We start from the raw sequence: 19,861 nt of genomic DNA, 5'->3' as shown, positions 1-19,861 counted from the left end.
CTATATTGAAATTCACTCATTTACAGATAGTTATTTTACAAAGCGATTCTAATTCAAATTGTGCTTTAGTATTTTTTTGCTCAATGGCCTTTTTATACCAATAAATAGCCTGTTGATAATTTTGAGCTATTCCCTGACCATCACGATACATTTGCGCTAAATTTAATTGCCCCCATTGAGAACCCGCTTCAGCAGCTAGCTTAAAGCTATTAAATGCTTCAAAAAACAACTTATCTTTAAAATAAATAATGCCTTGTTGATTGTTTTTATCGAGTTTTAAACCTTTATATAGTGGCTTAGGTTTGGGAGGAAACATCACAAACCCGCCATAAAGGCTGTTGGCATAAGGTCGCAGCACGTCGTAAATAGCTTCGTCGTTGTAAAGGCGTGCTACTTCATCACGAGGGAGGGTGATTGTTTTAGTGGAAAAGTAATTGTCTTGAATTAGCTGGCTAGTACGCATTGCCAAAGTAATACTATTATTACGTTTATAGCTGTAGTTGCTTATCTGAAAGGTAATAAACTGTTTATCAAAACTTAAAACTTGAGCAATTCTTAAATTGGTTAGGGTCCAGGGTTCGTGTGTAAATTTGTCGGCGTGTACTAAATAGGTGTCATATATTTTAGGTGTATTCAAATAGCTTTGCTTTTTAGTCTCGGTATCAAGATGCTGTTGATAAAAAAACGAAACAATCCAAAGCAATAAAAATACACCAATAAAGTATTTAGGTAGGCTTAGTTTTTCTATTAACGGTAGTTGCGATATTTTAACCTGTTCGCTTTTTCCGCATTGATAGCACTCGCGTTTATAACTTAATTTTAAGGCAAGCATAGGTAAAATACTAAACCGTAAATAGCGGCTTTTATTTACTAAATGGTAGGCGTCGCTTTGACAATGAGGGCAGCGTGTTGTTTGTGCAAAATGTGGAAATGATTCACTCGTGTTGAAAAGTAACATAAAGCACGCTCCTTGTTTAATTACCTAAAGGTAAAACAAGAAGCGTGTTAGTTAAAGCCACAAACTGTAAGTAAGTATGTCTGTTATTACTTATTTTGAGCTTTAGGCCTAATTGTTGTTTTTGCATCAGCAGCCATTAGAGCAAATACAGCGTATGCAGCGGTATTTTGACGCAGCTTAGCAGGTGTTACTTTATCAAGCGTATCGTCAGCTGTATGGTGGTAATCAAAGTAATCTGTTCCATCTTGAGCAAGTTCAAAAATAGGTGCTGAGGTTGCTGCTTTAAGTGGAATTAGATCAGGGCCACCATTCGCTTGGTTTTTACCAATATGCTCAATATTTAACGGCGAAAGTTCTTTTGCAATAGCACGCACTACAGGAAGTGACTCTGCGCTTACGTTCGATTCAAAAGCATATACAACATCGGCGCCAAAATCAGACTCAGCTGCTGCAACAATATTGCTTAGCTCGTTTTTATGCTTTGCAAAATAAGCTTTTGCACCCCAAAGACCTAGCTCTTCAGCTGCAAAAAGTACCACACGAATACTGCGCTTAGGACGCTTTACATCGCTAATATGCTTAGCGGCTGCCATTGTTAGTGCAACGCCTGCACCGTCATCTAGTGCGCCAGTCCCTAAATCCCAAGAATCTAAATGCCCGCCAATTAATACATATTGCTCAGGGTTTTCGGTACCATTAAATTGGCCAATAACGTTATAACCGGTGCCTTCACCAAGGCTTTCGGTTTGCACATTAATATTTACCGACACTTCTTTATTTAAAGCGACTAAGCGTGCGATTTGATCGGCATCTGGGTTAGCAATGGTTACGTTAGGTATTTTTGTAACACCTTCTTTGTAGTAACTACCGCCAGTGTGTGCAAAACGATGATGACCGGTACTTACCGAGCGCATCATGTAGGCAACAGCGCCTTTTTTAGACGCCTCAATAGCGCCTGTGCCGCGTGCTTTTACTGCAGGTCCGTAACCATTGCCATCAATGTGGCGGTTCATACGATAATTAATATACGCAATTTTGCCTTTTAAGCTGTTCGCCGGTGCGGCTTTTAGTTCATCAAGTGTTTCGAACAAGACTACTGGTGCGGTAATCCCATCTTTTGGGGTACTTATACTGTTACCTAATGCAGTTAAGTGCAGTGGTTGCTCGCTTGGTGTTAGTATTTTTCCGCTTTCACTATAACGGCGCCATTCAGGAAATGTTGCTTTTTCTAGCCATACTTTATCAAAACCAAGCTCATTAAATTTAGCTTTAGCCCATGCCACTGCTTTTTTATCATTTTCAGTACCAGGTAAGCGAGGGCCTACTTCAGTTGTTAATGACTCTAGTAATTTATAGCTTAGATCACTATTTAGTGCAGAGGTGCGCACTTCATTGACTTGTTGTAATTGCTTTTGGGTAAATTCGGCGTTGTTAGCGTTTGCAGCCATACTGCTAGTAAGCAGCAGTGCGGTAATTAATTTTTTCATTTGGGTAAGCCTTTTTAATAATTAGTGCTATTAGAACATGTAACAAACATGATAAAAAATAGATGAGATGAATAGGCTTTGTAATAGGTTTAATGCTGTTAGGTATAAACGTTTAGATATAAAAAAAGCCCGCGTACATGTACGCGGGCTATATTTTAAAGCTGTTATTTAAGGCATTTATTTAAAAGCTAAATTGTGCAGCTAAACGAAGATTAGTACCTTCGCCAACAGTTACGTTATTAGTGCCGCCACCACCTAAATAGCTTTTATCAAATAAGTTTTCGATGTTAAGGCGTAAGTTAATATCGGTATTACTTAAATTAAACTTATAAGTAGCACCTACATCAACACGCGTATATGCATCTTTAGTAATTGTATTATCGCTATCTGCAAAGCGCTCGCCTTCGTAAAAAGCGCCAGCGTTAATGGCAATGGCGTCGTTTAATTCATAACGAGTCCAAAGTGATGCTGACCATTTTGGAGCATCGGTAGGGCGCTTACCTTCCAATACTTCATCGCGTTCAAAGTTAGCATCTAGATACATAGTTGATGCCATAACAAATAAGCGGTCAGTAGCTGCACCTTGTGCGCTTACTTCAACACCTTTATGGCGTTGTTCACCCACTTGGTTTGTTTCACTTGTGAATGAGCCAATAGGCGTCTCAAGCTGTTCGCTAACAAGTGTGCCTTCTTTACTAATATCAAAAATTGCACCTGTAAGCAGTAAACGGTCATCAAATAATTGCCATTTAATACCAATCTCTCTTTGCTCTGAGGTAATGGCATCTAGCTTCATGCCATTATTTACATCGGTTTCATCAACCAGAGTTTCACTACCTTGAGGCTCAAAACCTTCTGAGTAACTAGCATATATAGTTGCCGAAGTATTTGGATGATAAAGCACACCTACCTTTGGTACAAATGACTCGTTATCTGCACCTTCACGCGTTTGCTTATCGTAACGGCCACCTAGCGATAATTGCCACTCTGGTGAGAACGAAATTAAGTCTTGAACGTAAATACCGTAGTAGTCGTATTCAGTTTCGCTTATTGTATCATCTGTTTTATAGCTTATTGATGGACGAGATGGCTCGTCTTGACCTGCTGAATAGTAAAGGTATTCTTCTTTAGGCAGTGCTGTGCGTAATTGCCCGTAGTAGTAATCAAGCGAGTTAGCGCCTACTAATAACTGGTGTTGAATGCCCGCGGTTTCAAATTCCCCAATAAAATCAATAAATGCAGTTTTAAATTGCCAATCGTCAAAACGGTCGTAAGGACGAGATTCATAGCTGTCACCTTCAGCAAAGCCACTAGGCATGCGAGGTGCTGACTCAAAGCGTTGGCGCTCAAACGTTTGTTCGTTATAGCCAAGTTTTACTTGCCAGTTATCGGTTAAAAATACTTCTAGGTCTACACCTAGGTTTTCTACGGTAATATCGGTAAACGCCCAAGACATATCACGGATTGTTTTATCGCTACCAATTACATTAGCATTATCATCTATCCATGCACCAGTATCTAAACCGGCTTCGTCATCTGTGCGGTCGTAATGCACACGGACTAATGCGTTATCGCTAATATCGTAATCTACAACTAAAGCACCTAAAAAGCGGTCGCGTTCACGGTTTTCACCATTTTGGTATTCACGCCAGTAGTCAACGTCTTGCTTTACTAAAATCCCGCGAGCACGTAAATCTTCAGATTCAGTTAATGCGCCTGCAGCATCTACCATAAAGCGAGTTGAACCATGCTGATCTACATCAGCACTGGCATTAAATAATGTTTGTGCGGTAGGCTTTTTAGTTACCATGTTAACCAAGCCACCCGGGCCTGACTGACCATATAAAATACTTGATGGGCCTTTAATTACTTCAACTTGTTGCAAGATTTCGATTGGTTGCTGATAGTGCGACCAATGCTGATGACCGTCGCGTAAATAACCTGTCGATGAGCTCAGCTCAAAGCCGCGTAAGTTAAATACTTCACGGTTTCGTTGTTGTGAGCCAGCTGTTAGGCTTGCGTCATTTGTGAGTACTTCGCCAAGGGTAGTGGCAAGTTGTTCGCTAATAATAGTGTCGGTTATTACAGTGACAGATTGTGCAGTTTCAAGTAATGAAGCTGATGTTCTCATTGCGCCATTGGCGTTATCTACTTTGTAATCGTTAAAGTAGCTACCTTTTACTTCTATGCGTTCAAGGTCGGTAGAGTTTGCATGTGCGTTTGCGGTAATACTTGCTAATAGTGCTATGTAAAGAGAGTTCAGTTTCATTAATTGCTTCCAGGGCAGATATGTAAAAAACAATCGAGATCTTAATGCAAATTACTATCATTTTCAACACCTTTCATTAACCTGTTTATAATGTGTTTGCTAATGGTTGCCAATTACGAATTCTGCTATTATTAGCAGCATATTTAGTGGGACTTTCTCCCATGTTATTTTATTGCTATGGAACTTACTGTGACTTCAACTGCTTTTTCATCTTTGGCTTTACCGGCTGGACTCGTTGATAATTTATCAACACTTGGCTATGCCCACATGACACCTGTGCAAGCGCAAAGTTTGCCGCCTGTACTTGCTGGTAAAGACATCATTGCTCAGGCAAAAACCGGTTCAGGTAAAACTGCTGCGTTTAGCTTGGGTGTGTTAGCTAAACTAAACGTAAAACGTTTTCGTATTCAATCTTTAGTGTTGTGTCCTACTCGTGAGCTTGCTGAGCAAGTTGCAGTTGAAATGCGTAAATTAGCGCGCGGCATTCATAACATTAAAATATTGACGTTATGTGGTGGTGTTTCAATTGGCCCGCAAATAGGTTCACTTGAACATGGCGCGCATATCATTGTTGGCACACCTGGGCGTGTTGATGATCATATTCGTAAAGGTACTTTACGTTTAGATGATGTTGAAACATTGGTACTTGATGAAGCCGATCAAATGCTTGATATGGGTTTTCAAGACACACTTGATGCAATTATTGAGCGTATTCCACAAAATCGTCAAACATTGTTATTTAGTGCTACATTCCCAAGAGCCATTGAAGCAATTGCTAAGCGTGTACTTAAAAATCCAGAAATGGTTAAAGTAGAAGAAGAGCAAGCCAAAAGCACAATTAAGCAGTACTTCTACAAAATGGATAACAATAAGCAGCGCTATCCAACGCTTAAGTTATTACTTCTTAAATTTACACCACAAAGCTGTGTTGTATTTTGTAATACCAAAGTAGAAACACAACAAGTGTGTGATGATTTAGCTGACGAAGGCTTCAGCGCTGTTGCATTGCACGGTGATTTAGAACAACGCGATCGTGAACGTACGCTCATTCACTTTGCAAATAAAAGTGCTTCAATACTTGTTGCCACCGATGTTGCAGCGCGTGGTTTAGATATTGATGATATGGACATGGTTATTAACTACCATTTAGCACACGACACGCAAACACATGTTCACCGTGTTGGCCGAACTGGGCGTGCTGGTAAAAAGGGCATTGCTTGTTCTATTTACGGTGAAGCAGAAGCGTTTAAAATTGCACAAATTGGCGATCATTACGAGCGTGATATTACTCCAGAGCAAATGCCGCCGTTTAATTTATTAGATAAACCGCCGTACCGCCCTGAAATGGTTACTTTGATGATTGATTCAGGTAAAAAGCAAAAAGTACGTGCAGGCGATATTCTTGGTGCTCTAACAGGTAAGGATGGGGTTGCAGGTCGTCAAGTAGGTAAAATTAACGTACTTGATAACGTAGCATTTGTTGCAGTTGAACGTAATTCATCAAAACCAGCACTTCGTAAATTAACTGAAGGCAACATTAAGGGGCGTAAAATACGCGCTCGTCGCCTTACTCGTTAATTTATATTTGAATGAATGTACTAACGAGCAGCTGCTTTTAGTTGCTCGTATTCTCCTTTTACTTTTTTAAATTTTATTTCGCAGCCGCTAGGCTTGTCGGGATGATTTTTGAGAGCTTGTTGCCGCCAGCGTTTTTGTAGCTCTTTAAGGGTAAAGTTAGTTGGCAGTTCCCATTTAGCAGTGAGCTCATCATAATTTTCTTTTGTTAACGTTACTGTTGTATCTGCATGTTTTACCCTCTCCCAAAAACTAGTCAAGAGTGCATCTACTTCTTGTGCTGAGGCGTCGTAATTTTCCCAGTTTAGATAATAGTCCTTCAAATTTGTTTTAATTGTTAGTGGGTACTCACACTCTTTTTCTAAAAGTTCTATATGCAAAGCTGAAACTAACAATGTTTGTGGATGAAGCTGAGTTTGAAGTTGATACAGTGCATTCATGATGAGAAAGTTGCGCTTAAATAAATCACGATCAGGATTTTTATCAAGTGATTTAATTGCACCACTATTTATAAGTTCTGATGCTAGAATATGAACTTGCCAAACTTGCTTTGTTAATATTAAATCAAATATCTGGTCAATCAGTGGGTTAAGCATTGTTTACGCCCTAGTAATTGGTGTATCTTCGATAAAGATTACATTGTTATAAGTAACAATCTGAAGGATTAAAATTATGCGAGGCAAGTTTAAGTGCCTTTTATTCATTGTATGTAGTGCGCTAGCTCCACCGAGCTGTGCACAAAATGCTACTTTGTTACTTGATGAGTTTAAACAACAACAGCAATGGAGTGCAAAGCTTCAATCTGGTAATACATTGCTGGAAATGCAGGCAACCACCGCTAAAGATCGTGCTTTAGTGTATTCAGAGTTGGGTAACTTAGCATTTTCTAACGGCCAATATCCTGATGCATTACACTATTTTAAACTACTCGAAAAAGAAACATCCCTCTCATTTTTACCTACAGAAAATTTTCGCGCAATAAAAATGCAAGGGGTGATACTGTTTTATCAAGGCTTATTTCAGCAGGCTATTGTTGAATATAGTCGTGCATTGGTTATTGCTGAAAATAACAATGAAAAGCTTGAACAAGCTAATATATTAAATAATATAGGTTTAGCCTATTTTGATATGCATAATTTAAAGCTCACTCTTGATTATTATTTAAAAGTACAAAGCCTCTATGAAACTGAAGGTAGCGATCAGGATAAGGCTGATATTTTGCTTAATATCGCTGGAGTTTATGTGCGGTTATCGCGCTATGAAAGTGCATTCGCTATCTATAAAGATGTTCTTCAAGTTTACCAAAAGCTAGGAGATCAAAGTGGTATTGCCCAAGTATATAACAATATGGGTGTGGCTTCTTTTGAAAGTAATCAATTCGACTTAGCACTACATTACTACGAGTTAGCACTGCATTATTATTTATCTGTTAATGACTATAACCACTTATCAACTCAGTACACCAATTTAGCGAATATTAACTTAATATTAAATAAAGTGGATGTTGCCTATGAACAAGCAAGATTAGGTGAGAAATTTGCACTTAAAATTTCAAATCAAAGTTTGGAGCTTAATGCGCTATATGCTTTGGGAAAGGTACAATTTGTAAAAGGGGAACTCGATAAAGCTAAAGTGAGCTTGGAGCGTTCAACAGCGCTTGCCCACGAGTATAAAAGTGAGCGGATGATCCGAAATGGTTTAGGCACCAAGTCATTACTTGAAGCAAGCCAAGGTAATTACTCTAGTGCAATGATCCTTCACGAAAAGTTTATAGGTGAACTAAGACTATTGAGAAGCGATAGTATTATTAATGCATTGGCTGCATTGCAGGATCAATTCAAAGCAACTCAATTAAACCAAGAAATAAAGCAACTTAAGCAAGAGCGCAAAGTACAAGAATTAAAAATGGCTCAGCGCTCTCAGCTCACTTTGTTTGTTTTTGTATTGTTATTCTTGGTTGTTGTGACTGGTGTGGCACTGTATCGGCGTGGTGCAGAAAAGCGGGCGAAACATCACCTAGCTGAGCAGGTTGAGCAGCGTACAGCTGAATTGCAAGCAGTGGCGCAAGAATTAAGAGAAGCTAATGATGTAAAAAGTCAGTTTTTAGCAAATATTAGTCATGAAATTCGCACTCCTCTGACCGCAATTTTAGGCCAAACTGATGATTTAATTAACGGACTGTATGAACCTGAGCAACTTCAAGATGAATTAGAGATAATTCAACGCCATAGTGATCATTTAAAGAGTTTAATTAATGATGTGCTCGATTTAAGTAAAATAGAAGCAAACAGATTAGAGCTCAGTATTTCTTGTTTTGATATTGTGCAGTTAATAAATGATGTACACGCTATGTTTATTACTCAAGCGACAGCAAAAAACCTACGTTTAGTGTTAGATAATCAAATTGGTGATGAGTTCTACACAAAATTAGATTTAATTCGTGTTAAACAAATACTCATTAATTTATGTGCTAATGCGATCAAGTTTACCCATTCAGGCCAGGTAGTGATTGTTCTAAATAAGACAGAACAAGGAGTCGTATTGGTCATTAAAGACACCGGAATCGGTATGAACTCAACACAATTAAAACTGATTTTCGAGTGCTTTAGCCAAGCTGATAACAGTATTAGTCGCCGATTTGGTGGTACGGGTTTAGGTTTGAGTTTGTCGCAGCAATTAGCCTCTATGATGGGAGGTTATATTAGTGTGCAAAGCGAATATAAGAAAGGCAGTCAGTTTTCATTCTTTTTACCGTGTGTAAAAGTTTCGAAAGAGCAGGGTCTTGCCGAATTACAAGCTCCAGTTTTAAAAGACAAGCAGTTAAGTGGGAGGGTTTTACTTGCTGAAGATCACCCTGATAATCGAAGGCTAATAAGTCGTTATTTACGCTCAATGGGACTCGAAGTTATTGCAGTTGAAAATGGTGAGCAAGCCGTTGAACAATGCTTGCAAGAAGATCCAGATATAGTCTTACTCGATATACAAATGCCAGTGATGGATGGACGAGCTGCCTTTCAATTATTACAACAATGCGGTTTTCAACGTCCTATTTTTGCTTTAACTGCGAATGCAATGAGCCATGAGGTGGATGATTATTTAACACTAGGGTTCAGCGGATATCTAGCCAAACCTATCGATAAAGAATTATTTTATAAAACGTTAACTCAGTATCTTGGTTACACTAAAACGCCACAACAAGTTGAACAAAGTGATATTGATATGAGTGACTTGGTTATTAGTTTTAAGCAGAGTTTTACTTTAGAAAATGAGACTATAACACAGCACTTTATATGTGAAGATTTTGAAGCATTACAAAAAGATAGTCATCGTATTTTAGGTGCAGCGCAAATGTTTGGGCTGGATGAAATAGCGCAAGCAGCTAAAGATCTAGACAGAGCTTTATTACAAAAAGAAGATAATAGGAATAAGCAACATATCAAAGAGTTAGTGTTTAACCTGCAAGCTATTCTTCGAAAATACATGAAGGTTAACACATAAGTCAAATTGTTATTTATGGTATTAAAAAAGCGCCAAAAGGCGCTTTTTATTTTGAGTTTGGACGCTTCTTATTGACGTCTCATCGAATCAAAGAACTCATCGTTGGTTTTGCTCATTGATAGTTTATCGATTAAAAATTCCATCGCATCAATTTCTGACATGTCATGAACAATTTTACGTAAAATCCAAAGCTTCTGTAGCTCATCTGGCTTAGTTAGTAATTCTTCACGACGAGTACCTGAGCGGTTAAAGTCGATAGCAGGGAATACACGTCTTTCCGCAATTTTACGGTTAAGGTGCAGTTCCATGTTACCAGTACCTTTAAACTCTTCGTAGATAACTTCATCCATTTTAGAGCCAGTGTCGATAAGCGCTGTAGCTATGATTGTTAAGCTACCGCCTTCCTCAACGTTACGTGCAGCACCAAAGAAACGCTTAGGTTTATGAAGTGCGTTAGCATCAACACCACCAGTAAGTACTTTTCCTGATGAAGGAATAACGGTGTTATAAGCACGTGCTAAACGAGTGATTGAATCTAATAAGATAACAACATCTTTTTTATGCTCAACTAAACGTTTTGCTTTTTCGATAACCATTTCGGCAACTTGTACGTGACGAGAAGCGGGTTCATCGAATGTAGAGGCAATAACTTCGCCTTTAACTAAGCGCTGCATTTCTGTTACTTCTTCCGGACGCTCATCAATTAACAATACCATAAGCGTTGCATCTGGATGATTGTGTGTAATCGATTGCGCGATATTTTGTAGTAGCATTGTTTTACCCGCTTTTGGCGGAGCCACTAACAAACCACGTTGACCGCGGCCAATTGGCGATGCTAAATCAAGTACACGGGCTGTAATATCTTCTTTACTGCCGTTACCGCGTTCCATACGAAAACGTTCGTTAGCATGTAACGGAGTCAGATTTTCGAAAAGAATTTTAGTACGAGAGTTTTCAGGTTTATCAAAGTTAACTTCATTTACTTTAAGTAAAGCAAAGTAGCGTTCACCGTCTTTCGGTGGACGGATAAGACCTGAGATTGAATCGCCAGTACGCATGCTGAAGCGGCGAATTTGGCTAGGTGAAACATAAATGTCATCTGGCCCAGCTAAGTAAGAGGCTTCTGATGATCTTAAAAAGCCGAAACCATCTTGTAAAATCTCTAATACACCGCCGCCGAAGATGTTTTCTCCGCCTTTGGCATGTGATTTAAGAATAGCAAAAATAATGTCCTGCTTTCTTAAACGGGCTACGTTTTCGAGCCCCATGGACTCAGCTTGGTTTACAAGTTCTTTTATAGACTTGTCTTTTAATTCGCGTAAATGCATATTGGTGGGTTCTTTATTACAGTTGTCATACTCAAAATCGCTTTGATCGTTGAGTGAGGTTTGTTGAATATAACTAAGGATTAGTTGGCTTTATAAACTAGCAGTTCACTGGCGAAGCGTCCAGTCTTTATACAAAATAAATTCAAAAAAGGGCAAAAAGCCCTTTTTTATAGTTCTAGCTTACAGTTAGATGTTGTTTTCTAAAAACTCGATAAGCTGAGTTTTTGAAAGGGCACCTACTTTCGTTGCTGCAACTTGGCCGTCTTTAAAAAGAAGCAAAGTAGGGATACCACGAATACCAAATTTTGGCGGTGTGCCCGCATTTTGGTCAATATTTAATTTAGCAACAGTTACACGGCTGTCGTATTCATCAGCAACTTCGTGAAGAATAGGGGCGATCATCTTACAAGGTCCACACCATTCAGCCCAGAAATCTACTAGTACTGGTTTGTCAGATTGTAATACGTCAGCTTCAAAGCTATCGTCAGTAATTTGGATTATTTTCTCGCTCATTGCGCTCTCCGATTTAGTTAGGCGAAATATTTAGTGCGTATTTAAACACTCTTGTTTCTTATTGCAAGTTTAAACGTTATGCTTAAACGCTATGACTAAGACACATTTAACCGATAAAAAGTTTTCAGACTTTGCTATCGCACCGGAAGTGGTTGCCGGTTTAACCGAGAATGGGTTTGAATATTGCACACCTATTCAAGCAAAATGCCTACCTTTTATTTGTGATGGACGCGATATCGCGGGCCAAGCTCAAACTGGTACAGGCAAAACGTTGGCATTTTTAACTGCCACGTGTCATCGGTTATTACAATCTAGCAAAGCACCTAGTAAACATCCAAGAGCCCTGATCATGGCCCCTACTCGGGAGCTTGCGATTCAGATACACAAAGATGCTAAAATTTTAGCGCCGCACTGTAATCTTAACTTAGGTTTAGTATATGGTGGCGAAGATTACGAAAAACAACGTGCACAACTAGAAAAAGGCGTTGATATTTTAATTGGTACTACAGGTCGCCTAATTGATCTGTATAAGCAAGGCTGTTACACCCTTAATGAAATTGAGGTTGTCGTGCTTGACGAAGCTGATCGTATGTTCGATTTAGGTTTCATAAAAGATATTCGTTATATGTTTCATCGTATGCCGGATACATCAAAGCGTTTAAACTTATTATTCTCTGCCACACTATCGTATCGCGTACAAGAATTAGCGTTTGAGCACATGACAAACCCAGAACATGTTCAAATTGAACCTGATGTTAAAACGGGTAAACGCATCCAAGAAGAGCTATTTCATCCTTCGCAAGAAGATAAAATTAAGCTGTTATTAACCTTAATTGAAGAAGAATGGCCGGAAAAGGCAATTGTATTTGCAAATACAAAACACAGTTGTGAAACCGTTTATGCTTGGCTTAAGTCAGACGGTCATTGTGTGGGCATGCTTACTGGTGATGTTAATCAGAAAAAACGCCAAACTATATTAGCGCAATTTAGTAAAGGTGAATTGGACTTTTTAGTAGCAACTGATGTTGCAGCACGCGGTCTTCATATTCCAGAAGTAAGTCATGTATTTAACTTTGATTTACCGGACGATTGTGAAGATTATGTTCACCGTATTGGTCGTACTGGCCGCGCTGGTGCATCAGGCCATGCAATTAGCTTTGCGTGTGAGCAATATGCATATAACCTGCATGAAATTGAAGAATATATAGAGCACAGCATTCCTTTATCGCATTACGATAAAACTGCATTGCTAGATGATTTAACTCAGCCTATTATTCAAAGAAAGCGCAACTATTCAACAGGTCCACGTAGCCGTAGTAATAACAGCGGACGTCGCCCAAATAATAGTTACCAAAAAGGACGGTCGTAAGCGATCGTTTGTATAAGCAGTAGTAACTAGAGGTTTTTGAACGGTGGGGCAACTTAAACCGCAAAAAAATGTTTATGCAGTTATTGATTTAGGCTCAAATAGCTTTCATATGCTTATTGTTAAATCAATCGCTGGTGGCCTACAAACAATAGGCCGCGTTAAACGAAAAGTTAGATTAGCCGCAGGACTTGATACAAAAAATGTATTGAGTTCTGAAGCAATGCAGCGAGGCTGGGAATGCCTTGCTCTTTTTGCTGAGCGCTTACAGGATATCCCCAAAAAAATATCACCATAGTTGCAACTGCAACACTGCGTTTAGCAACGAATGCTGATGTTTTCAAAATTAAAGCCGAAAAAATTCTTGGTCATAATATCAATGTAATTAGCGGAGAAGTAGAAGCGCGCACAATTTATAAAGGTGTTGCTCATACTTCATCATGCACGGGCAAACAGCTTGTTATTGATATCGGTGGTGCTAGTACCGAGGTTGTTATCGGCAAAGGTTTTGAAGCACTGCACTATAAAAGCCTCAATATGGGGTGTGTAACCTATCTTGAACGCTACTTTAAAGATTGCCAATTAAGTGATAGTAACTTTAATACGGCAATAAAAGCAGCTCGCACTGTCATTGACGAAATATCTCCCGAATATAAAGCCGCTAGTTGGAAAGTTGCTTCAGGTGCTTCTGGTACAGTCCAAGCAATTCAAGAAATAATGGTCGCGCAAAATCTTGACGACTTACTTACGCTTGAAAAGCTTAACACGATAAAAAATCAAGCCATTGCATTTAGCACTATAGCCGCATTAGACCTTCCAGGGCTAAGTGAAGACCGCCGCTTGGTATTTGTATCCGGACTCGCTATCTTAATTGCGTTATTTGAATCTCTTGAAATAGAGAGCATGGGATTAGCGGGTGGAGCTCTGCGTGAAGGTGTTTTATATAGTATGGTGCCAGAGCTTCATAATAACAATATTCGTAAACGCACAGTTGATGGGTTTATGAGTCGTTATCATGTTGATCAAAAACAAGCGTGTCGAGTTTCAGGTTTAGCTGTGCAGTTAGCTGCAAATATTAATAAAGATTGGCCAATTGAAAGTTTAAATGGGCTACCATTATTAAAAGCAGTAGCACAGCTTCATGAGGTTGGATTGCTAATTGAGTATAAGCAGTACCATAAACACACTGCTTATATTTTGGAAAATACCGATATGCCAGGTTTTTCACAGTCTGAGCATAAATTAATAGTAGCGGTAGCAGATGCACATCGTTCTGACTTTCCAAAAGACTGCTTTAACTCTCTCGGTATAAATAGTTTATTGGCACAATACATTGTTAGGCTATTACGTATTGCGGTTATTTTATCAATGCGTAGACAAGATGATGTAGTGCCTCATTTTGAGTTAACTGCTAAAAATGAAGTGTTAGACCTTAAGTTCGAAAGAAACTGGTTAAAGGATCATCCATTAATAGCCAGCGAGCTACAACAAGAGTCTAAACAACAAGGTAAACTTGGGTGGAAGTTCATAGTAAACTAATTAAAAAAGGCCCATCAGGGCCTTTTTAGTGTTTAAAGTAACCATTTCGATGCAAATATGTGCGAACAGCATATTATTTCAAGTTTTCTTCAAAAAAGGGTTGATCTGTTTTCGGATCTCCCTATAATGCGACCCCACTGAGACGGGAAACGCTGAAGCATAGCAAAGCACGAACTGCTCAGAGAGTTAAATAAAACTTCGGTTTTGAATCTTCTAAAAAGAAAGTTTAAAACTAAGTGTTGACTCGAAAAATAAAGGGTGTATTATTCGCATCCCTTGAGACGCTAAAGCGACTCAAAACGTTCTTTAACAATATAAAGCAATCATCTGTGTGGGCACTCGTACAGATTGAGTTCTAACAGCCAAGCTTAGTTCGCTAAGTAAGGCAAACAAATTAGAGTCTCAATTGAAAACTGAGTGACCAACAGAATAGTTATTTCGGTAATTATTCGGCACAGTCAATTCAATATCGAAAGATATTAAAAAATTCAGAATTCATTGAGCTGTCGAAAGACATAAAACTTTTTAATTGAAGAGTTTGATCATGGCTCAGATTGAACGCTGGCGGCAGGCCTAACACATGCAAGTCGAGCGGTAACAGAGAGTAGCTTGCTACTTTGCTGACGAGCGGCGGACGGGTGAGTAATGCTTGGGAACATGCCTTGAGGTGGGGGACAACAGTTGGAAACGACTGCTAATACCGCATAATGTCTACGGACCAAAGGGGGCTTCGGCTCTCGCCTTTAGATTGGCCCAAGTGGGATTAGCTAGTTGGTGAGGTAATGGCTCACCAAGGCGACGATCCCTAGCTGGTTTGAGAGGATGATCAGCCACACTGGGACTGAGACACGGCCCAGACTCCTACGGGAGGCAGCAGTGGGGAATATTGCACAATGGGCGCAAGCCTGATGCAGCCATGCCGCGTGTGTGAAGAAGGCCTTCGGGTTGTAAAGCACTTTCAGTCAGGAGGAAAGGTTAACGGTTAATACCCGTTAGCTGTGACGTTACTGACAGAAGAAGCACCGGCTAACTCCGTGCCAGCAGCCGCGGTAATACGGAGGGTGCGAGCGTTAATCGGAATTACTGGGCGTAAAGCGTACGCAGGCGGTTTGTTAAGCGAGATGTGAAAGCCCCGGGCTCAACCTGGGAACTGCATTTCGAACTGGCAAACTAGAGTGTGATAGAGGGTGGTAGAATTTCAGGTGTAGCGGTGAAATGCGTAGAGATCTGAAGGAATACCGATGGCGAAGGCAGCCACCTGGGTCAACACTGACGCTCATGTACGAAAGCGTGGGGAGCAAACGGGATTAGATACCCCGGTAGTCCACGCCGTAAACGATGTCTACTAGAAGCTCGGAGCCTCGGTTCTGTTTTTCAAAGCTAACGCATTAAGTAGACCGCCTGGGGAGTACGGCCGCAAGGTTAAAACTCAAATGAATTGACGGGGGCCCGCACAAGCGGTGGAGCATGTGGTTTAATTCGATGCAACGCGAAGAACCTTACCTACACTTGACATACAGAGAACTTACCAGAGATGGTTTGGTGCCTTCGGGAACTCTGATACAGGTGCTGCATGGCTGTCGTCAGCTCGTGTTGTGAGATGTTGGGTTAAGTCCCGCAACGAGCGCAACCCCTATCCTTAGTTGCTAGCAGGTAATGCTGAGAACTCTAAGGAGACTGCCGGTGATAAACCGGAGGAAGGTGGGGACGACGTCAAGTCATCATGGCCCTTACGTGTAGGGCTACACACGTGCTACAATGGCGCATACAGAGTGCTGCGAACCTGCGAAGGTAAGCGAATCACTTAAAGTGCGTCGTAGTCCGGATTGGAGTCTGCAACTCGACTCCATGAAGTCGGAATCGCTAGTAATCGCGTATCAGAATGACGCGGTGAATACGTTCCCGGGCCTTGTACACACCGCCCGTCACACCATGGGAGTGGGTTGCTCCAGAAGTAGATAGTCTAACCCTCGGGAGGACGTTTACCACGGAGTGATTCATGACTGGGGTGAAGTCGTAACAAGGTAGCCCTAGGGGAACCTGGGGCTGGATCACCTCCTTATACGATTTAGAACTTATTTGTTCGTAGTGTCCACACAGATGATTGTTAATTAGTGCGTGTCCTTTGGGATAACTAATTAATATGCTCTTTAAAAATTTGGAAAAGCTGATAATAAAATTCTGATGAGATACATTGTATTTATCAAGAGTTTTCAAAAGTAAAAAACAATGGTAGCAGTACCATTGAGTGCCATTTAGTTAACTCTTATGAGTTGATTGATTGGTATCTACTTTAGTATTCAATATTGACTTCTGGCGAAGTTAAACTGTCACACAACAAAGACCCGTTTGGGTTGTATGGTTAAGTGACTAAGCGTACACGGTGGATGCCTTGGCAGTTGGAGGCGATGAAGGACGTATTAACTTGCGATAAGCCTAGTCAAGCTAGTAAAAAGCGCTTGAGACTAGGATTTCCGAATGGGGAAACCCACCTGCTTGCAGGTATCGTTAACTGAATACATAGGTTAACGAGGCGAACGCGGAGAACTGAAACATCTAAGTACCCGTAGGAAAAGAAATCAACCGAGATTCCGAAAGTAGCGGCGAGCGAAATCGGAACAGCCCTTAAGCTTATTATGTGTTAATGGAAGGCTGCTGGAAAGCGCCACGATACAGGGTGATAGTCCCGTACATGAAAAGACATTTTAAGTGAAATCGAGTAGGTCGGAGCACGTGAAACTTTGACTGAATATAGGTGGACCATCATCTAAGGCTAAATACTCCCAACTGACCGATAGTGAACCAGTACCGTGAGGGAAAGGCGAAAAGAACCCCTGTGAGGGGAGTGAAATAGAACCTGAAACCGTGTACGTACAAGCAGTAGGAGCCCACTTGTTGGGTGACTGCGTACCTTTTGTATAATGGGTCAGCGACTTATATTTTGTAGCGAGGTTAACCGAATAGGGTAGCCGTAGGGAAACCGAGTCTTAACTGGGCGATTAGTTGCAAGGTATAGACCCGAAACCCGGTGATCTAGCCATGGGCAGGTTGAAGGTTGAGTAACATCAACTGGAGGACCGAACCCACTAACGTTGAAAAGTTAGGGGATGACCTGTGGCTAGGAGTGAAAGGCTAATCAAACCGGGAGATAGCTGGTTCTCCCCGAAATCTATTTAGGTAGAGCCTCGGACGAATACTTACGGGGGTAGAGCACTGTTAAGGCTAGGGGGTCATCCCGACTTACCAACCCTTTGCAAACTCCGAATACCGTAAAGTAATATCCGGGAGACACACGGCGGGTGCTAACGTCCGTCGTGAAGAGGGAAACAACCCAGACCGCCAGCTAAGGTCCCAAAGTCATAGTTAAGTGGGAAACGATGTGGAAAGGCCCAGACAGCCAGGAGGTTGGCTTAGAAGCAGCCATCCTTTAAAGAAAGCGTAATAGCTCACTGGTCGAGTCGGTCTGCGCGGAAGATGTAACGGGGCTAAACTATGCACCGAAGCTGCGGATTCAGAATTTATTCTGAGTGGTAGGGGAGCGTTCTGTAAGCCGTTGAAGGTGTACCGGGAGGTATGCTGGAGGTATCAGAAGTGCGAATGCTGACATGAGTAACGATAATGGGAGTGAAAAACTCCCACGCCGGAAGACCAAGGGTTCCTATCCCATGTTAATCAGGGTAGGGTAAGTCGACCCCTAAGGCGAGGCCGAAAGGCGTAGTCGATGGGAAACAGATTAATATTTCTGTACTCGATATAATTGCGATGGGGGGACGGAGCAGGCTAAGCAAGCATAGCGTTGGTAGTCTATGTGAAAGTGAGTAGGGCGTTTGTTTAGGTAAATCCGGACGAACACTAAACCTGAGACACGAGACGAGTCACTACGGTGATGAAGTTGCTGATGCCATACTTCCAGGAAAAGCCTCTAAGCTTCAGATTATATGGAATCGTACCCCAAACCGACACAGGTGGTCAGGTAGAGAATACTAAGGCGCTTGAGAGAACTCGGGTGAAGGAACTAGGCAAAATCGTACCGTAACTTCGGGAGAAGGTACGCTCCTATCTGTGATGAGACTTGCTCTCTAAGCGGACGGGAGCCGCAGTGACCAGGTGGCTGGGACTGTTTATTAAAAACACAGCACTGTGCAAAATCGCAAGATGACGTATACGGTGTGACACCTGCCCGGTGCCGGAAGGTTAATTGATGGGGTTATCCTTAGGGAGAAGCTCTTGATCGAAGCCCCGGTAAACGGCGGCCGTAACTATAACGGTCCTAAGGTAGCGAAATTCCTTGTCGGGTAAGTTCCGACCTGCACGAATGGTGTAACCATGGCCACGCTGTCTCCACCCGAGACTCAGTGAAATTGAAATCGCAGTGAAGATGCTGTGTACCCGCGGCTAGACGGAAAGACCCCGTGAACCTTTACTACAGCTTGGCACTGAACATTGAACCTACATGTGTAGGATAGGTGGGAGACTTTGAAGCAGCGACGCTAGTTGTTGTGGAGTCAACCTTGAAATACCACCCTTGTAGTTTTGATGTTCTAACGTTGGCCCCTGAATCGGGGTTACGGACAGTGCCTGGTGGGTAGTTTGACTGGGGCGGTCTCCTCCTAAAGAGTAACGGAGGAGCACGAAGGTTGGCTAAGTACGGTCGGACATCGTACGGTTAGTGTAATGGTAGAAGCCAGCTTAACTGCGAGACAGACACGTCGAGCAGGTACGAAAGTAGGTCATAGTGATCCGGTGGTTCTGAATGGAAGGGCCATCGCTCAACGGATAAAAGGTACTCCGGGGATAACAGGCTGATACCGCCCAAGAGTTCATATCGACGGCGGTGTTTGGCACCTCGATGTCGGCTCATCACATCCTGGGGCTGAAGTCGGTCCCAAGGGTATGGCTGTTCGCCATTTAAAGTGGTACGCGAGCTGGGTTTAGAACGTCGTGAGACAGTTCGGTCCCTATCTGCCGTGGGCGTTTGAGAATTGAGAGGGGTTGCTCCTAGTACGAGAGGACCGGAGTGAACGAACCGCTGGTGTTCGGGTTGTCATGCCAATGGCATTGCCCGGTAGCTACGTTCGGAACTGATAAGCGCTGAAAGCATCTAAGCGCGAAGCAGGCCTCGAGATGAGTTCTCACTAGACTTTTAAAGTCTCTGAAGGGCCGTTGAAGACTACAACGTTGATAGGCAAGATGTGGAAGTGGTGTGAGCCATTAAGCTAACTTGTACTAATTACCCGTGAGGCTTAACCATACAACGCCAAACGCGTTTTATGTGATAGTGAAACAAGCAAGAAGTTAATATGACTAAAGTAGAAATTACTTAGAAAG

9 protein-coding genes, 2 rRNA genes and 1 pseudogene are annotated in these 19,861 nt (G+C 41.5%); 6 read left to right on the top strand and 6 right to left on the bottom strand.

The features are described from left to right. Positions 1 to 16 precede the first annotated feature (16 nt). The 3 genes from P4S65_RS03660 to P4S65_RS03650 all read right to left on the bottom strand — a co-directional run bounded on the left by P4S65_RS03660 (position 17) and on the right by P4S65_RS03650 (position 4,714). Complete coding sequence (locus P4S65_RS03660; protein ID WP_096793954.1) at positions 17 to 958, bottom strand: tetratricopeptide repeat protein; 942 nt, start codon at positions 956 to 958, stop codon at positions 17 to 19. A gap of 86 nt (positions 959 to 1,044) precedes the next feature. Then, a complete protein-coding gene (locus P4S65_RS03655; RefSeq protein ID WP_337119592.1) occupies positions 1,045 to 2,445 on the bottom strand; it encodes a M20/M25/M40 family metallo-hydrolase in 1,401 nt (466 codons plus the stop codon). Positions 2,446 to 2,626: 181 nt separating this feature from the next. Then, positions 2,627 to 4,714, bottom strand: a complete 2,088-nt coding sequence (locus P4S65_RS03650; RefSeq protein WP_337119591.1) for a TonB-dependent siderophore receptor — start codon at positions 4,712 to 4,714, stop codon at positions 2,627 to 2,629. Positions 4,715 to 4,903: 189 nt separating this feature from the next. Between P4S65_RS03650 and dbpA the strand changes: the two genes are divergently transcribed. Further along, complete coding sequence (dbpA, locus tag P4S65_RS03645; protein ID WP_007377352.1) at positions 4,904 to 6,292, top strand: ATP-dependent RNA helicase DbpA; 1,389 nt, start codon at positions 4,904 to 4,906, stop codon at positions 6,290 to 6,292. 20 nt (positions 6,293 to 6,312) lie between these two features. Here the strand turns inward: dbpA and P4S65_RS03640 are convergent, their stop codons facing one another. Continuing rightward, a complete protein-coding gene (locus P4S65_RS03640) occupies positions 6,313 to 6,885 on the bottom strand; it encodes a DNA-J related domain-containing protein (protein ID WP_033028913.1) in 573 nt (190 codons plus the stop codon). A gap of 76 nt (positions 6,886 to 6,961) precedes the next feature. Here P4S65_RS03640 and P4S65_RS03635 point away from each other — a divergent pair, with 76 nt between their 5' ends. After that, the gene (locus tag P4S65_RS03635; RefSeq protein ID WP_337119590.1) at positions 6,962 to 9,787 is read left to right on the top strand and encodes a tetratricopeptide repeat-containing hybrid sensor histidine kinase/response regulator; all 2,826 of its coding nucleotides are present in this window, start codon (positions 6,962 to 6,964) and stop codon (positions 9,785 to 9,787) included. 68 nt (positions 9,788 to 9,855) lie between these two features. On the opposite strand, the gene rho is transcribed toward P4S65_RS03635, so the two are convergent. Both rho and trxA read right to left on the bottom strand, forming a co-directional pair. Further along, a complete protein-coding gene (rho, locus tag P4S65_RS03630; protein ID WP_007377355.1) occupies positions 9,856 to 11,115 on the bottom strand; it encodes a transcription termination factor Rho in 1,260 nt (419 codons plus the stop codon). Between the two features lie 186 nt (positions 11,116 to 11,301). Then, positions 11,302 to 11,628: a thioredoxin TrxA gene (gene trxA, locus P4S65_RS03625; RefSeq protein ID WP_002960942.1), complete on the bottom strand. Its 327-nt coding sequence runs from the start codon at positions 11,626 to 11,628 to the stop codon at positions 11,302 to 11,304. 91 nt (positions 11,629 to 11,719) lie between these two features. On the opposite strand from trxA, the gene rhlB reads away from it, so the two are divergent. The 4 genes and pseudogenes from rhlB (at position 11,720) to P4S65_RS03605 (ending at position 19,784) form a co-directional block, all read left to right on the top strand. Further along, on the top strand, positions 11,720 to 12,997 hold the full coding sequence (rhlB, locus tag P4S65_RS03620; protein WP_337119589.1) for an ATP-dependent RNA helicase RhlB: 1,278 nt from the start codon (positions 11,720 to 11,722) through the stop codon (positions 12,995 to 12,997). Positions 12,998 to 13,040: 43 nt separating this feature from the next. Then, positions 13,041 to 14,533 (top strand): annotated as a pseudogene (gppA, locus tag P4S65_RS03615) (guanosine-5'-triphosphate,3'-diphosphate diphosphatase). Between the two features lie 526 nt (positions 14,534 to 15,059). Continuing rightward, a 16S ribosomal RNA gene (locus P4S65_RS03610) occupies positions 15,060 to 16,595 on the top strand. Between the two features lie 298 nt (positions 16,596 to 16,893). Beyond that, a 23S ribosomal RNA gene (locus P4S65_RS03605) occupies positions 16,894 to 19,784 on the top strand. Together the 16S and 23S rRNA genes form the textbook arrangement of a ribosomal RNA operon. The last annotated feature ends 77 nt before the right edge of the window (positions 19,785 to 19,861 follow it).

This window comes from Pseudoalteromonas sp. B131b (assembly GCF_037162545.1).
GTDB lineage: Bacteria > Pseudomonadota > Gammaproteobacteria > Enterobacterales > Alteromonadaceae > Pseudoalteromonas > Pseudoalteromonas fuliginea.
The sequence above is the reverse complement of the archived record's forward strand: the minus strand, read 5'-3'. Positions and strand labels throughout refer to the sequence as shown.

Excerpts from the sequence above, each read along its gene's own strand:
- P4S65_RS03655 (WP_337119592.1), bottom strand. The coding sequence starts at position 2,445 with ATGAAAAAATTAATTACCGCACTGCTGCTTACTAGCAGTATGGCTGCA.
- trxA (WP_002960942.1), bottom strand. The coding sequence starts at position 11,628 with ATGAGCGAGAAAATAATCCAAATTACTGACGATAGCTTTGAAGCTGAC.
- P4S65_RS03660 (WP_096793954.1), bottom strand. The coding sequence starts at position 958 with ATGTTACTTTTCAACACGAGTGAATCATTTCCACATTTTGCACAAACA.
- P4S65_RS03640 (WP_033028913.1), bottom strand. The coding sequence starts at position 6,885 with ATGCTTAACCCACTGATTGACCAGATATTTGATTTAATATTAACAAAG.
- rhlB (WP_337119589.1), top strand. The coding sequence starts at position 11,720 with ATGACTAAGACACATTTAACCGATAAAAAGTTTTCAGACTTTGCTATC.
- P4S65_RS03650 (WP_337119591.1), bottom strand. The coding sequence starts at position 4,714 with ATGAAACTGAACTCTCTTTACATAGCACTATTAGCAAGTATTACCGCA.
- rho (WP_007377355.1), bottom strand. The coding sequence starts at position 11,115 with ATGCATTTACGCGAATTAAAAGACAAGTCTATAAAAGAACTTGTAAAC.
- P4S65_RS03635 (WP_337119590.1), top strand. The coding sequence starts at position 6,962 with ATGCGAGGCAAGTTTAAGTGCCTTTTATTCATTGTATGTAGTGCGCTA.